The organism is Cupriavidus necator A5-1, assembly GCF_000744095.1.
GTDB lineage: Bacteria > Pseudomonadota > Gammaproteobacteria > Burkholderiales > Burkholderiaceae > Cupriavidus > Cupriavidus necator_A.
The window spans coordinates 805,350-818,818 of sequence record NZ_JQLI01000001.1; the positions used below are offsets into that span (position 1 = coordinate 805,350).

Consider the following 13,469-nt stretch of genomic DNA (forward strand, 5'->3'; position numbering starts at 1 on the left):
CAAATTGCGGCGCGGCGGGTCCCGCGGGCAAAAAATGCTGCGCGGAGCCAAAGCCATCGGCTGCACGAGAGTATGGCAAAAGCCGCAGCAGCGCGCGCGACGACCGCCTTTGCGGTAATTGGCCGGTGAGTGCAACTCCCTGATCGAGGATTAACCGTCTCATGATCACCAAAAAGCAAGCGCGACGGTTGGTTGAAGCCGAGGTGTGCAATGACGAGATTGTCATTGTCGATGAGGCAACCATTGAAAGGCCCTGGGGGTGGGTATTCTCATATGCCTCCAAAACGTGGCTGGAAACAAAAGATCCCCGATACGCGATTGCGGGCAACGCACCCATTATCGTCGAGCGGCAAAGTGGGAAGCTCATTGACACAGGCACCGCAATGCCCATCGAGCACTACATCGCGAACTATGAGCGTTGCGGCGAGCCATACGGCCTGGACGCGCCCGAAGAGTGGAACGGTGAGTTCAGCAAGGATGAGCTTTGCGATGGTCTATTGAACGGCGCCGGGTCTTGGAACGCGCTGTCTCCCTTCGCCGAGGACCTGGATGCGTTGGTACGCTCAGGCGGCATGCCGGGCGGTCGGCCGGTCTCATTGCTACCGGCGCGCATCGCCGCGATCCTCGCGAGCCCTGACCTGTGCATCACGCATCGGTTTGCCGGTGCATCTGTGCCCCAAGCCGCATTCTTCGCCTGCGTGAGCCATGCCGAGGGGCAGACCTTTGTCGTCGTCGCTCCCGAGCGGAACGACCGATACGCCGCCCATGCCTTCGGTTCGGCGGAGGCGTATCTGGGCTGGTGGCTGTTCCGACTCTCGAGTGCATCGGATCGCGCTATTCCCAGCGACCTGCCGCCGACGCTGCCATTGCCGGCGCTCATCTATGCGCTACATGCCGTCGACGGGTACCGGCGGGCGAAATACCAGAGTGCGCTGAGCTACGGCGCTACGGATTCGCTTCGCATCGGGCAGCCGGAGTTCATCGCCACCATGCGCGAAGCGATTACGCGCCGCGATCTGCGCTGGTTACTTCCCGCCTTTATTCAGCTCGCACCTGGCGTCGCCACGCTGCTCAAGGAGCCGCCAATCGAACAGCTGACCGTCCTGCAAGACGCCAAATTCCTGCTTGCACAGCATGATCAGGATGCCGGTCAGGATTTTTTCTGCTTCGGTGACGCGGCCCAGAGGATGGGGAACGAGTTCATCGACGGCATCGGTGTCGCAGTCGGCTTCAGGTTCGAGGTGCTGACCGAGCTCGGGGCTTTGCCGCTGATCGAGGCGTTCCTGGCACCGACGAGACTCTCCAATCATCTGATTGAGCTCGAACCGGACGGCAGCGGTCTCGGCATTGCCATGCATCGGACGCTGACGCAGCGAGAACTCTACATCGCCCTCGCCGAGATGATCGCCGCGGCGCTGCTCCCTGCCGCGCCCAAGGTCGCGCTGAAGCGCGCAATACTCACGACGGCCTCGACGCAAGAACAGCGCGACGAGGTCCTCGGCATTTCAAACGAACAGCGGGTGGTGGCGCCGGACGCTCAGCAGACATCGTCGCAGATCGTTTGTAGCCACTGCGGCCAAGTGAACCCGGCGACGATGAAGTTCTGCGGCCAGTGTGGAAACCGGCTTCTTGTGGAGCCGAGCGTGTCCTCGCTCTCCCCGCAGCAGGGTGCGTCGCCAGTCGAGCAAAGCGGGAAGTCGTGGGCAATCGATAATGCAGATCCCGCGCGAGTGGTCCGGTCGGCGGCCCGCGAGTCGTCACCGGCCCCTGCCTCTCCCGCCCCAGCGGTCATGCCGCAAGGTCCGACGGTCACGGTGAGACGGTGGTTTCGCATGCTGTCCGTCGCACCCCACGTGCATTTCCGCTTCCAGCACGATCCCGCCGATGCCCGGCGCCTGCTCGTCGTAGAACACCCAGGAAAGCTTCCCAGGGAAGTTCCAATTGACGGCGGGCAGGTACAGCTTCTGGCCCAGGAGCTCCGTCAAATCCGGGACGGGAAGTTCATTTCCGACGAAGAATTCAAAGCGCTGCACGCGGCACTGCGGGTGAGGGGGGCGGATGGTGCGCTCTGGACCGTGGGGCTGGCATCGCTGCGTTGGAATCGGCTGGAGCAGGGGCGTTGGGTCCCCGCCGAAGCGCCCGAGATGGTGTGGCTCGACATGGACTTGCTGCAAGAGGCTGTTCGTAGGATGCCGCCAAACGCCGCAGGCCGAGTGAAGCACGTTGGAACGGGGACACCCCATGCCGCGACGCCTCAGGCACAATCCTGCCGGGCCTGCGGGAAGCCGTTGGGGACAGGCACGAAATTCTGTACCGCCTGTGGGGCAAAGGTGATCCCTGCCGACTCGACGGCGGTGCCAGGCGGTGGGTTGGTCTTCTTCCAGGGCCGGGAGCAACCCTGCTGCGCTGCCTGCGGGAAGCCGTTGCGAGGGGGTGCGAATTTCTGCACCGCCTGTGGGGCGAAGGTCGGTCCAGCCGCCTCATCGGCGGCTGAAGGTGAAGCGATGGTCGAGCTGCCGGCACGGGCGCTGAGAAGGGTGCTCGCGATGGTGCAGTACGCGATGGGGCACGGCGATAACGCAATCAATGGACTGTTGATGGCCGTCGATTCGAGCGAACTGCGGGTCGTTGCGACCGACGGTCATCGCCTGGCGTTAGCAGAGCATCCGGTAAACGCCCAAGAAGCGCTCGGTCGGAAGGTCATTCTGGCGCGCAACACGGTCGTCGAACTGACGGAGTGGCTCGCGCAGCGCGACGCCCCCGTCGCCATCGACATCTCGCCGAGCCGGGTCCGCTTCCGGGTCGATGGCCAGTGGTTGGCGGCGGAAATCGTCGACCGCGAGTTTCCCGACTACCGTAGTATCATCCCGAGCGCTCGTGCGCATGTGATGCGTATCGATAGGCAGTCCCTCGCGAGGGCGCTGCAGCGCGTGAGCCGCGACGAATCCTGCGGTGTACAGTGGGAGCTCAACGAGCGCAGCCTGGTCATCCGTCGAACGGACGCGAGCGATCAGGTGGCGCAAGAGGAGCTGTCCATCAGATACCACGGGGTCCCCCTGCGCATCGCCTTCAATGCGCGGTATCTGCTCGACGCGCTGAACAGCCTGGATTGCGACGAGGTCGAGGTCACGCTGGACGGCGCCATGTCGAGCGTCCTGCTTACTATTCCCGGTCGCCAGGACTTCAAGTATGTGGTGATGCCGATGCGCATCGACTAGGCGGCAGCCCTAGGCAACCGCTCCAACGACGGTGTCGGTCAGCACATGCGTCGAGGGAGTCCTAACGAAAACGCGCTACTTCGCTTAGGAGGTTTCGTCGTATGAGATGCGAGAAATGCCAGTCGGAGCTCAGCCCGGACGATCGCTTTTGCAGCGTCTGCGGTCACCCCGTGGCAGCGGTCGCCCCGCTCCCGTTGTCTCCCGATTCGGTGGTCTGCCCAGCCTGCGGCGCCAGACGGCCGTCCGACGAGCGTTTTTGTGGCGAGTGCGGGCAGTCCCTGCAAGGCGCTTCGCCGCAGGCTCAGAAGACTCAGATACCACCTTCAACGCCAACCTCGGTTGCGGGGGCGAAGCGTCGCCGCTGGCCGTACGCGCTGGCCGCCAGCGTCGGCATCGCCGTGCTCGGCGGGCTGGGTTTCATGGGGTATAGGCTTATTCTTCAAAGTTATGGGTATTACATCGCGCTGGCAGCCACTGCAGGCATTGCCGTGCTCGGCGGGCTGAATTTCATCGTCTATAGGCATTTCCGAAGGTATCGGTATTTCTTTGCGCTGGCAGCCATTGCAGGCATCGCCGTGCTCGGCGGCCTACGTTTCATCGGAGTATTTTGAGAGGCAGCAAGATGAGCCGTTTTCCTATTACCAGCCGGAAGAGAACACGCCGGAGAAACGCTTTCTCGCCGCGGCACGGATGGGTAAAACGGCTGCAATAAAATCATTCCTGACCGACGGGATGGACCCTAATCTACGAAGCGGGCCCGACGGAATGACCGCCTTAATGGTCGCAGCGGCATTCGGCGAGGCCGAGGCCGTGCGGGCCTTGATCGCCGGCGGGGCCGATGTGTATGCGCAGATGGGCGCCGATTGGACCGCCTTGAAGTGGGCGGCTTACGGGGGGGCACGTCGAGACGGTGAAGGTCTTGATTGCCTCAGGGGCCGATGTTAATGCGAAAGGGGGATCGTGGCCACACCGCCTTGATCGCCGCCAGACTGAACGGACACACGGAAGTCGTGCGTATTCTCCAAGAGGCCGGCGCCAAGGAATGAGCGTATGAACAGCCGGCAGACAGTTGTCGCTGCGCTTACGGTCTTCATCGCACGGCGCTACCGTTCATAACGGTAGAAGTGCTTTCCATGCAATGTACCCATTGCCAGTCCGAGCTTAGACCGGGCCACCATTTTTGTGGCGAGTGCGGGCGTCCCGTAGCAGTGGACGCCACATCAATCCATCGTCAGCCCGCACGCCTGAATGATACCCAGGAGAACTCCTCCGCTTCGAGGGGTATCAAGATGAGGTGGTAAAGGCGGTCTTCTCGGCAGACGGACGTCAAGCCGTTTCGGCAAGCAAGGACGGGGTGATTCTCCGCTGGGATGTAGAAAGTCATTTCTTTATACAAAAAAATGCCCGCTGAGCGGCGATCGCGACTTGCTGCAAGCCAGTCCAGATGGTTTTTACACCCGGCTCGCCATCGCCCTTGCGGCCTAGGAAACCGCCAAGTTGTGCAATCAAGGAGACCGCGCCAAAGCGGGGGCAGACGACCGGACCGCTGCTGAGATGCCAATATGGCACCTACAATGCGCGCATGGCTTCCGATCCTGGGCCGGCGACCTCCGTCCTTCAACTTCGAATTGCTCTGCGCGGCCTGAGCCCGCCAGTTTGGCGACGCGTCCTCGTTCCCGAGCACTTGACGCTCGGACAATTGCACAACGTCATTCAGGTAGTCATGGGCTGGGCGGACGAACATCTGCACCAGTTCAGCATTCGTGGCAGGCGTTACGGCGAAGCTCATGAGGGCGTCTTGCAGTTCTCCACAGTGGCAAACGAACTGCCGCTGACCGCGTTTCATCTCCGCGAACACGAAGGCTTCGTCTATGTGTACGACTTCAACGCGTGGTGGCGCCACGAGATACGGGTGGAGCGGCGTATGCTGCGGCAACATCCTGGCCGGCTGCCACATTGCGTGGCGGGTTGCGGGCCTTGCCCGCCAGAGGACATTGGCGGGATCGAGAGGTATCTGGAGGCCAGGGACGAACGCTGTGAGTACGAGTTCCTCGATTGGCTCGAGTCGCTGCGCGAGGGTCCAGTCGTGCTGGAAGACTTACGCGATGAGGTCGACCGATGGCTGACTTGGCTGGATCGTCGCTTTGACCGTCAGATCGTCAATGATCGGTTGCGACACTTCGAGGGGTAGACTGGTCGCCTCAGCTTCCAAGATCCTATGAGACAGGACAAACCGATGCTTAAAATCAGCGTGTCGTGCTTGGCTCACAGGGGAGACATCATGCGTACAGATATCGAGGAGCGGGTGTTGGCGGTATCGCTCGAACTGGCGGCCGCGAAGTGGAAGGTCGCGTTACACGACGGTCACCGCGAGCAGCCTGCGGTGCATACGGTCGCGCAGCCGCAAGCCTCAGCGCGTCTGCAGGAGGTGCTGGACCTGATCGAACAGCACAAAAAGAAGTGGTCCCTACCAGCCGGGCTGCGCGTCGTCGTAAGCTACGAGGCCGGCCAGGACGGGTTCTGGATCTGTCGCGCGCTTCAGGCGCACGGCATCAAGTGCTACGTCATCGATCCGGCCAGCATTCCGGTTGAACGCCACAAGCGGCGCGCGAAGACCGACCGGCTCGATGTCATCAAGCTGGTGATCAACCTGCGCGCATGGCTACGCGGCGAGCGCGACCGCATGCACGTGGTTCACGCGCCATCGCCGCAGGACGAAGCGTCGCGGCACCTGATGCGCGATCGCGGGCAACTGCAGAAGGAAGTGCTGCAGCACCGCGACCGCATGCGCAAACTGCTGGCCACGTTCGGCTGCTGGGATGAGGTGGATCACAAGCACTTCGCCGGCCGGCTCGCCCGTGACGAGGTGAAGTGTCACGACGGCGCGCCGTTGCCGCCCGAAATGCGCGAGCGGCTGCTGCGCGAGTGCGAACGGCTGGCGCTGGCACAACAGCAACTCACGGCGCTGGAGAAGACGCGGCAGGCAAGCCTGCCCGCACCCGCGCGCAAGCGACGCGATGACCTGGCCCGCCTGAAAGGGATTGGCGAAGTGGGCGCGTCGCGCCTCGCGCTCGAACTGTTCTGGAGGGACTTCAGCAACCGGCGCCAAGTTGGTGCCTGTACCGGTCTGGTGCCCCAGCCCTACGACAGCGGCGAGAGCCAGGTCGACCAGGGCATCAGCAAACAGGGCAACCGACGAGTGCGCGCGTTACTGGTCGAGATGGCATGGTGCTGGCTGCGCCACCAACCCGACAGTGCACTCACGCGCTGGTTCAACGCGCGCACCCAGAGCACGGGACCAAACCGGCGGGCCCGGCGCATCGCGATCGTTGCAGTCGCACGGCGACTCGCCATTGCGCTGTGGCGCTATCTGAAAGACGGTGAGATTCCCGAAGGCGCACGGCTGAAGTCAGCGTAGGCTCCCAAAAAAAGTTTTGCAGGAAGGAGGTAACGGTCGGTCAGGGCAACTACGCAAGCACAAACGGTCTGAGGTGAACATGCCCGTTCTCCTCCCGGGTTGCTGATGCAACCGATTTACCAAGATGGGGCATGTCTCCTGGTTGATGATTCCGGCGTAATGCGCATGCAGGACGAGGCCGGCCAAGCGCCGGCGGATAGAAGGTGGTCAGACGTCACGTCTGACGCGCGCACAAACGGCTTCAGACTATGCCGCACGTAGGAAGTTTGATCGTCGGTCGACTAGCCCCAACCTCCCAAAGGGACTTGACAAACCACTGCTCATAGAAGGGAGGAGGGTGGCCATGCGTATTAGCTTGCAACTCGTAGTGCAGGACGAGGGAGGCGTGCCAGCTACCGTCACCGAAATTGCCCAGTTCGAGAGAGACGGCCTTGATGTGGGCTCGCTGGGCCTGCATCTGGAGGAGGCGAAACTATTGCTGGGTCGGCTGCAGCGCACGATGGTCGCGGCACAGGTTCCCGGATCAGCGTTTGTCCCACGTGCGGGGCGCAGTTGGCTTGCAAGGGCCACCATCACTTGGTCTTCCGGAGCGCGTTCGGGCGACTGTCGATTGACAGTCCCAGGCTGTACCCCTGCCGGCAGTGCCAGGGCGACGCACGTAGCTTCAGCCCGGTCGCCCGCTGTCTGCCTGAGCGGGTCAGCCCAGAACTGCAGTATCTCGAGGTCAAGTTCGCAGCGCTGATGTCGTATGGTCTGACCGTCAACGTCCTGCAAGAGGTGTTGCCGCTCGATCATGTGCTGGCAGCCAGCTCGATCCGGCGCCAGGTCACCGGGCTCGGTCGCCGGCTGGAAGCGGAACAGGCCACCGACGCCCGGCAGCACGCGGAGGTGGCCGCGAGCGTCGGTTCGCCCGACATCCCGGAGCCCAGTCCGGTCCGCGCCGTCGGCATTGACGGCGGCTACCTTCGGCTGGCCGGCCACCGGCGCCGGCAGGACGGCTGGTTTGAAGTGATCGTCGGGAAGTCAATGCGCGATCAGGATGCCGGCCATAGTTTTGCCTACGTGCACAAGCTGGAGCACCGGCCGGCCGATCGTATGTTGAATTTCCTGCTACGTGAAGGTGTGCAACCTAGTCAACCGGTCAACCGGTGACCTTTCTGTAGGATGGAGGCGATACCGTACGGTTTGCGCAGCTCGGCTTTGGTGACCGCGGTGAGTACGTTCTCGATTGGTTCCACGTCGCCATGCGGGTACAGAACCTCGAACAGATGATCAAGGGCCGCCCGGCACACAGCGACGGCCCGAGCAACGCGACATTGATCAAGGCGCTGCATGGCGCCAAGTGGCACCAGTGGCACGGCTGCCCCTATCCAGCGTTGTGCCGATTGGAAAGCCTGGGCTGGGATCTGGAAGCTGAGGCCAGCCCCGAAGAGGTCAAACTCCTCGGCAAACTCGAGGAGTTCATCGTCTACCTGGACAACAACCGGCACTTCATCGTGAACTACGGTGACCGCTATCGGCATGGGGAGCCCATTGCATCAGGTTTTGTCGAGTCAGCCGTCAACCAGGTAATCAGCAAGCGGTTCGTCAAACGGCAGCAGATGGCCTGGCGGCCGCGGCACGCCCACGCACTGCTACAAGTCCGGACGGCCGTGCTCAATGACCAGCTCCGATCGCACGCTGAACGATGGTATCCCTCCATCGCCTGCGGAGAAGACCGCCGCCTCGCCGTTTAGTCAGCCCCCGCTTTGGCGCGCTCTCCACAGTGCGCAACACCATCATGGGGAGCACGCAGTGATCAGCGTGGGCGGCACGCCCTATGGCGCCGGACGGTCCGTTGGCCAGGGCGTGACCGCAGGCACCGCGCAAGGCCCTTCCACATCGGTGGTCTTGAAGTCGGCCGGCCCCACGATCTCCAGGTACTCCATGTCCGGCGAGTAATCGAACAGGTAGTGGACGATGCCTGGCCGCTGGTGCACGCAATCCCCGGCAGCCACCTTGGTCTCCTTGTCCTCGTACATGAAGCGGGCCCAGCCCTTGAGCATCAGCACGATATGGAAGTCGGCCTCGTGACGATGCCAGCCGGTGCCATGCTCGGGCGGCTGGTTGGCCTTGACCAACTGCGCCAGCACCCGGCCGCCGGTGGCCTCGGCAATGCCGAGATCGCGGTAGAGGAAGAAATCTCGCAAACCCTGGTCGACAAAGGCGGTGTCCTGGGGACGGACGTGGGAAAACCGCGTTGGCTTGAACTCGGCCATGACAGGCTCCTTTCGCTTGGGTGAAGCCATGCGGGCGATGCAACATCCGCGCCTTCGGCGCGCCGGGCCTCGTCTGGCCCTCCGTGTGGCGCGTGCAGCGCAGCTTCGCCAAGGCATTGCACCGTCAGCGTTTCCGCACGGGCGTCCAGGGCAACGTTGTACCTGATTGTGGTGCGGCGCACTGCGGAACGACCCGCCTGCTCATTATCTGCCGACGCAATGCGAACCACCACCAATTCCCTCAGCCATGCCCGCCCTGCCGCCCATCGAGCGCCTCCAGGCCTCCCTGGACTTACCGCTCCTGAGAGGCCAATGAGCTACCTAGTCGATCCTCAGCCGGACGAACGTCGTCGTTGCCCCCGATTTTCCTAGTGTGCCCAGTCACCATCCGCGCTGGGACGGCGCTCGATGCCCTCGGCGATAGCATCCGCTTCACCGCAGTCGTTAGGCCGCTCGACGCGCACGCTGGTGATCTCCAGCACCAGGCGGCAGGCCCAGCGAGGCATGTGAATCGACGGGCAAGCCTTGGCGGTGGTGACAGCAGCGCGGCCTCTCGCGAGCAGCCGGACACGTTGTAGCTGGCGCCCGTGTCGCGGGTGCGTTCCACCCAGTAGTAGCCGGTCTCGGGCGTCGCTGGCACGTCATGCCGGAATATCCTTGGTTTGTCGTGGGTGCCGGCTAGCTTGCTGATGACGCCGCTTTCGCGCACCCACAGGCGGTCGCCTGGTTGGCCGTGCCGGCAGGTCAGGGTAGCGCCGGTGCGTGTGTGCCAGATCGCCGCCATTTCCGGCGCCGGTGTGCCGTCGGCGAAAGTCGATGTGCCGCCCCCTATTGTGGTTGGCTCCCAGGTGCCGAGCGTTTCCGGCAGCTTGATGATCCGCCGCGTCTGCGTCTTCCGGCCGTCCAGGATGGCGCGCACCATGGCGCCGCTGAAGAGGATAGGGCGTTCTTTGGTCATGCTAGGATTCCAGAAAATTGGAGCGTCAGATGGGTACGACATACAGGCGGCACACCATCAATTGCGATCCGCAGCTGCTGGCTGATGGGGGGTACAGCTCCCGTCTGGTAGTAACCGAGCACCAAAGTGATGTGGCAATTGACCATATCATTGATCTCGGTGCACACATTTACAAGACTGCGCAAGAGGCATCGCAGGTAGCTGCATCTGCTGGGATGCGCTGGGTCGATGCGAAGATTGGTCCGATCTATCGACACGGAGATTTCGGGTATGAGGCCTCCGCTACGTCCGACGGACCAGGTCAGTGGACTAGCGACGTGCGAATCTACGGCTCTAGTTCCCCGACGAACATCTTCGATCGGAGGACGATTCTTCTCGCTGCTCCTGGCGTTTTCAGTTCCGATGGCGACGCCATGGCTGCCGCGCGAGCCTATGCAACCCAACTGATTGACTCGGGCGCCGCGTTTACGTGGGTAGACGAGTAAGCTCACGCCGCCTCCATGATTGCGTTGATGATGTCGCGCGCGACCGGCGGGCATACCGCATTGCCCAGCATGTGCACAGCCGTCTTGTGCTGTGACCGCAGTTTGTACTCCCGCGGGAAGCCCATCGCCGCGCGGCACTCGTCGGCGCTCAGCATGCGTATGCGGTCGCCGTCCACCACGGCCCAGCGGTCCAAGGTAGTGATCGTGCCGATGGGGCGATCCAGGCTGCGTCCGGTGGTGCCAGAGCCGCTGCCGTAGTAGGGCATCACGAACCGCTACCCGTACCGGGCGCGGCCGGCTTCCACCCTGGCCAGCGTCTTGTCGCTCCGGCCGGGCTTGTTCACCGGGGACCACTTTGCTGCCGAGAAGTCGATGATCGACTCCGCGGCAACGTGCCGGCGCTGGGAAAGCTGTCGCATCAGAGGACGCTCGCTCCGGCTCGCCACAAGGAATAATCGCTGATGAATACCGTCGCACCCAAGACCCGTGGAGCGCGGTCAATACCAGCAGCCACTATCGAAAATGTGATCAAACGGGTGGTGCGCTCGAACTGCTCGACAGCGTAAAATGCGCACGAAGTTCAAGCCGGGGCCAGCCTGAGGGGGGCGTCTGAGGGCGAGGATTTGTCCAGTGCGCGATCTGTGGGTTTGATTAAAATTTAAGCAGAGAGGCCACCTTGTCCTCCCGCCGCGCGGATCTTCGTAGCAGCAATCCCCGGAACAAGCTTGACGTCTAATTCCGAACGACAGCGCGACGCTGGATCCTGCGCCTCCTCAAATCTATTCACCTGCATCATGTCGATCGAAATCGAGCGCGCGGAAGCGATCACCTGGATCCGCATCCAGATGGCCCAGCATGGGCTGAGCCTGTCCGACCTGCAGGCCGCCGGCTGCTTTGCCGAGCCGCCGCCGGCGCCATCGCTTGGGGCGGTGCGCTACCGCAACGCGCAGGGGCAGGGCTGGGACGGTCGGGGCGCCATGCCGGACTGGCTGCAGCGGGCGATCAACGCCGGGCAGAACGTGGAACATTTCCAGGTTGGGTAGTATTCTCGCGGCGATACCATCCCATGGGACGGCCTGGACCTTGCATTGCTCGCCAGCTGACCGACCCGGATAATGAGGGGGGAGACCGGCGCCGCCGGCCCGCAATCCGAAACGGAACCAACTGAATGCCGGACGCAACGCTCCCTTCCCCCGATTACACCGCTTGGCTCGCTGGGTTGAAAACTCGGGTCACGCCAGCGTGCGGTCCTCTCGGTCACCGGGAACTCGTGACGCTCTATTGGCAGATCGGACGTAACATCCTCGAGCGGCAGCACAGCAGGGATGGGCAGGCAGCCTGGGCGATAGACCGGCTCGCACGCGATCTGCGGGCGACGTTTCCGGACATGAGGGATTTTCGCCGCGCAACCTCAAGTACATGCGCGCGCTTGCCGAGGCTTGGCCGAGCGGGGAATTTGTGCAGCAGGCTGCTGCACAATTGCCCTGGTTCCACTTTTGCACACTGCTGGACAAACTGTAGTCCAACGAACTGCGCGAATGATATGCCAGGGAGGCCGCCGAGCATGGCTGGTCGCGCAGCCACCGGAAAAATGCTGCACGTGCACAAAATCGACGGTCGGCAGTTTGCGCCACGAGCAGGATGGGCAGATTTGTCCTGGCTGCTTCGATTCGAGGAAGCGGAATGGATTTAGGTCGGGCAGCACACAAAAGGTTCGGGCCCGGCCAAAGCAACATAGACCTTCTCCCGGGCATAAACTGGAAGGAGGCGGCGGCCGCAGTGTGTCCTGGCGCCCAGAATTTCTGTTAGCCGCCGGGCAGACCCCCGAGCGTTCCGGGTGCCGGCTGCGCGGCGATAGCCACGCCACGCGGAAGCTGCCGTCTCAAATGCCATGAGTTACATTCGCGCACCGTTCACCGACGATCAGGTCCAGAAGCTCAACGAGAACCAGGTTGGCCTCGGCGGCCCGGTTCTGCGCGCCTTCACTTGCAGGAACAGCGCCGATCATCGCCACGGAGTCGAAGGTGGCGCCCTTGGCATCCTGATTGCCACCAAATACGGCTGGGTTTGCCCACACTGCAACTACAAAAGGGACTGGGCATTCGCAATCATGGCGACCCGGTTGACTCGCCCGCCGACCGCCATCCAATCCTTTGTCTATACGACGCCCTCAATCGAGAAGGCCAACATCCTCCTCGGTCAATATGAACGGCTTGCGGCAACCGAGCGCCCCGGCGCCGCCGTGATGGTCGCCTGCATCAAGAATCGCATCGAGGAAATGTCGCTCCCCGGATTCGGCGCTATCGAGCTCAGCGAGATCCCCACTGACGCGCTGGTGAGACGATCAGAAGGACGTAATTACCGGATCGTCTCGGGACAATCACATCTCCAAGCCGCCCTGCGCCTGACCGGCCGCGCGCTGGTGACGGATGCTGTCACCCATGAGCAGTTACACGTCCATGACATCGACGGCAAACTGTTTGCCATTTCGTCCGACGCCCAGGCAGTGCTGGACTCAGAAACACTTACGGCGATCGAACACGCCAAAGCCGACCCGCGCGCGAGACGCGCGTGACCTCGTTTCGCTGTACGCCACACTGCTCTCACATGGCACGGATCTCGATGCGAAGAGCGTTGCTGCGATGATTCGGGAATTGGATTCGGCGCATATCTAGAGGATCAAGCTCTTGCGCGACCTGGCTCGCCCATGCGACCCAAGGCCTCCCGAATTTGGACAGCGAGTTCCGCCATCGACCTGGTTTCAGGATAGAAGAGACAACTGCCGTCGGCATTGCGCTGAACCAGATGCATCCCGGCTTCCAAATGGGAGACGCTGACATGCAATCTGTCGTTGATGACCAGGATGCCATCGCGCGCCTCATCTTCGATGCGATCGGGGCAATGAATTCCAAGGGCTTCGAGCTGGCGCCGAACGGTGGTGACGCGCATGGGGCAGTCCTCCTGCGTACAAGCTTCTGCCTGATTGTGCTCGCCGTCCACGATGGACGGAAGAGAGGACTCCTCACCTCGAGATCGGGGCAGCGCGCCGCCCGAGGGCGGCGTTTTGCCATAGTTGCCTTTGCCGATAACTGGCGTTTATCGGCATGACGTGTCGTCGTAAGGTCCCTTGGA

The 13,469-nt window shown here is 62.6% G+C and carries 15 protein-coding genes and 2 pseudogenes; 11 read left to right on the top strand and 6 right to left on the bottom strand.

Translation table 11 applies throughout. The features are described 5' to 3' along the window. Window positions 1-161 precede the first annotated feature (161 nt). The 5 genes from dnaN (at window position 162) to K307_RS50890 (ending at window position 4,519) form a co-directional block, all read left to right on the top strand. Window positions 162-3,218, top strand: a complete 3,057-nt coding sequence (dnaN, locus tag K307_RS44135) for a DNA polymerase III subunit beta (protein ID WP_051974625.1) — start codon at window positions 162-164, stop codon at window positions 3,216-3,218. Between the two features lie 101 nt (window positions 3,219-3,319). Then, the gene (locus K307_RS03625) at window positions 3,320-3,829 is read left to right on the top strand and encodes a zinc ribbon domain-containing protein (protein ID WP_042876365.1); all 510 of its coding nucleotides are present in this window, start codon (window positions 3,320-3,322) and stop codon (window positions 3,827-3,829) included. A 79-nt stretch (window positions 3,830-3,908) separates the two neighbouring features. After that, window positions 3,909-4,163 carry an ankyrin repeat domain-containing protein gene (locus tag K307_RS50880; RefSeq protein ID WP_051974626.1) on the top strand — a complete coding sequence of 85 codons (255 nt, stop codon included), beginning with the start codon at window positions 3,909-3,911 and terminating at the stop codon, window positions 4,161-4,163. After that, window positions 4,163-4,264 (top strand): hypothetical protein, encoded by a 102-nt coding sequence (locus tag K307_RS50885; protein ID WP_419187139.1) that lies wholly within the window; start codon window positions 4,163-4,165, stop codon window positions 4,262-4,264. Before K307_RS50880 ends, K307_RS50885 begins: the two co-directional genes overlap by 1 nt. Before the next feature lie 87 nt (window positions 4,265-4,351). Continuing rightward, window positions 4,352-4,519 (top strand): zinc-ribbon domain-containing protein, encoded by a 168-nt coding sequence (locus K307_RS50890; RefSeq protein WP_419187102.1) that lies wholly within the window; start codon window positions 4,352-4,354, stop codon window positions 4,517-4,519. A gap of 79 nt (window positions 4,520-4,598) precedes the next feature. Here K307_RS50890 and K307_RS45425 read toward each other — a convergent pair. Beyond that, window positions 4,599-4,727 (bottom strand): annotated as a pseudogene (locus tag K307_RS45425) (IS4 family transposase); the annotation flags it as partial. Between the two features lie 73 nt (window positions 4,728-4,800). Here K307_RS45425 and K307_RS03635 point away from each other — a divergent pair. The 3 genes and pseudogenes from K307_RS03635 (at window position 4,801) to K307_RS44780 (ending at window position 8,372) form a co-directional block, all read left to right on the top strand. After that, window positions 4,801-5,409 carry a plasmid pRiA4b ORF-3 family protein gene (locus K307_RS03635; protein WP_196251517.1) on the top strand — a complete coding sequence of 203 codons (609 nt, stop codon included), beginning with the start codon at window positions 4,801-4,803 and terminating at the stop codon, window positions 5,407-5,409. A gap of 90 nt (window positions 5,410-5,499) precedes the next feature. Further along, window positions 5,500-6,636, top strand: coding sequence for an IS110 family transposase (locus K307_RS03640; RefSeq protein ID WP_042876367.1), 1,137 nt, complete (start codon window positions 5,500-5,502; stop codon window positions 6,634-6,636). 343 nt (window positions 6,637-6,979) lie between these two features. After that, window positions 6,980-8,372 (top strand): annotated as a pseudogene (locus K307_RS44780) (ISKra4 family transposase). A gap of 81 nt (window positions 8,373-8,453) precedes the next feature. Here K307_RS44780 and K307_RS03650 read toward each other — a convergent pair. The 4 genes from K307_RS03650 to K307_RS49035 form a co-directional block, all read right to left on the bottom strand. After that, entirely contained in the window at window positions 8,454-8,894 is a 441-nt protein-coding gene (locus K307_RS03650; RefSeq protein ID WP_042876370.1) for a cupin domain-containing protein, read from the bottom strand. A 292-nt stretch (window positions 8,895-9,186) separates the two neighbouring features. After that, window positions 9,187-9,852, bottom strand: a complete 666-nt coding sequence (locus tag K307_RS47415) for a hypothetical protein (RefSeq protein WP_051974630.1) — start codon at window positions 9,850-9,852, stop codon at window positions 9,187-9,189. 487 nt (window positions 9,853-10,339) lie between these two features. Next, window positions 10,340-10,603, bottom strand: coding sequence for a DNA cytosine methyltransferase (locus K307_RS49030; RefSeq protein WP_051974631.1), 264 nt, complete (start codon window positions 10,601-10,603; stop codon window positions 10,340-10,342). 9 nt (window positions 10,604-10,612) lie between these two features. Further along, on the bottom strand, window positions 10,613-10,756 hold the full coding sequence (locus K307_RS49035; RefSeq protein ID WP_230625443.1) for a hypothetical protein: 144 nt from the start codon (window positions 10,754-10,756) through the stop codon (window positions 10,613-10,615). Window positions 10,757-11,131: 375 nt separating this feature from the next. Between K307_RS49035 and K307_RS03670 the strand changes: the two genes are divergently transcribed. The 3 genes from K307_RS03670 to K307_RS03675 all read left to right on the top strand — a co-directional run bounded on the left by K307_RS03670 (window position 11,132) and on the right by K307_RS03675 (window position 12,912). Then, window positions 11,132-11,380, top strand: a complete 249-nt coding sequence (locus K307_RS03670; protein ID WP_042876374.1) for an H-NS family nucleoid-associated regulatory protein — start codon at window positions 11,132-11,134, stop codon at window positions 11,378-11,380. Window positions 11,381-11,756: 376 nt separating this feature from the next. Next, window positions 11,757-11,858, top strand: coding sequence for a hypothetical protein (locus K307_RS50895; protein WP_230625445.1), 102 nt, complete (start codon window positions 11,757-11,759; stop codon window positions 11,856-11,858). Window positions 11,859-12,228: 370 nt separating this feature from the next. Next, a complete protein-coding gene (locus K307_RS03675) occupies window positions 12,229-12,912 on the top strand; it encodes a hypothetical protein (protein ID WP_042876376.1) in 684 nt (227 codons plus the stop codon). Window positions 12,913-13,016: 104 nt separating this feature from the next. Here K307_RS03675 and K307_RS47420 read toward each other — a convergent pair whose 3' ends face one another. After that, window positions 13,017-13,286 (bottom strand): hypothetical protein, encoded by a 270-nt coding sequence (locus K307_RS47420; RefSeq protein WP_155301057.1) that lies wholly within the window; start codon window positions 13,284-13,286, stop codon window positions 13,017-13,019. Window positions 13,287-13,469 lie beyond the last annotated feature (183 nt).

What these genes read in the sequence shown, in the direction of transcription:
- dnaN (WP_051974625.1), top strand. Translation starts at nt 162, where the DNA reads ATGATCACCAAAAAGCAAGCGCGACGGTTGGTTGAAGCCGAGGTGTGC.
- K307_RS47415 (WP_051974630.1), bottom strand. Translation starts at nt 9,852, where the DNA reads ATGACCAAAGAACGCCCTATCCTCTTCAGCGGCGCCATGGTGCGCGCC.
- K307_RS03670 (WP_042876374.1), top strand. Translation starts at nt 11,132, where the DNA reads ATGTCGATCGAAATCGAGCGCGCGGAAGCGATCACCTGGATCCGCATC.
- K307_RS50885 (WP_419187139.1), top strand. Translation starts at nt 4,163, where the DNA reads ATGCGAAAGGGGGATCGTGGCCACACCGCCTTGATCGCCGCCAGACTG.
- K307_RS49030 (WP_051974631.1), bottom strand. Translation starts at nt 10,603, where the DNA reads ATGCCCTACTACGGCAGCGGCTCTGGCACCACCGGACGCAGCCTGGAT.
- K307_RS03675 (WP_042876376.1), top strand. Translation starts at nt 12,229, where the DNA reads ATGAGTTACATTCGCGCACCGTTCACCGACGATCAGGTCCAGAAGCTC.
- K307_RS03640 (WP_042876367.1), top strand. Translation starts at nt 5,500, where the DNA reads ATGCGTACAGATATCGAGGAGCGGGTGTTGGCGGTATCGCTCGAACTG.
- K307_RS50890 (WP_419187102.1), top strand. Translation starts at nt 4,352, where the DNA reads ATGCAATGTACCCATTGCCAGTCCGAGCTTAGACCGGGCCACCATTTT.
- K307_RS50880 (WP_051974626.1), top strand. Translation starts at nt 3,909, where the DNA reads ATGGGTAAAACGGCTGCAATAAAATCATTCCTGACCGACGGGATGGAC.
- K307_RS03650 (WP_042876370.1), bottom strand. Translation starts at nt 8,894, where the DNA reads ATGGCCGAGTTCAAGCCAACGCGGTTTTCCCACGTCCGTCCCCAGGAC.
- K307_RS47420 (WP_155301057.1), bottom strand. Translation starts at nt 13,286, where the DNA reads ATGCGCGTCACCACCGTTCGGCGCCAGCTCGAAGCCCTTGGAATTCAT.
- K307_RS03625 (WP_042876365.1), top strand. Translation starts at nt 3,320, where the DNA reads ATGAGATGCGAGAAATGCCAGTCGGAGCTCAGCCCGGACGATCGCTTT.
- K307_RS49035 (WP_230625443.1), bottom strand. Translation starts at nt 10,756, where the DNA reads ATGCGACAGCTTTCCCAGCGCCGGCACGTTGCCGCGGAGTCGATCATC.
- K307_RS03635 (WP_196251517.1), top strand. Translation starts at nt 4,801, where the DNA reads ATGGCTTCCGATCCTGGGCCGGCGACCTCCGTCCTTCAACTTCGAATT.
- K307_RS50895 (WP_230625445.1), top strand. Translation starts at nt 11,757, where the DNA reads ATGCGCGCGCTTGCCGAGGCTTGGCCGAGCGGGGAATTTGTGCAGCAG.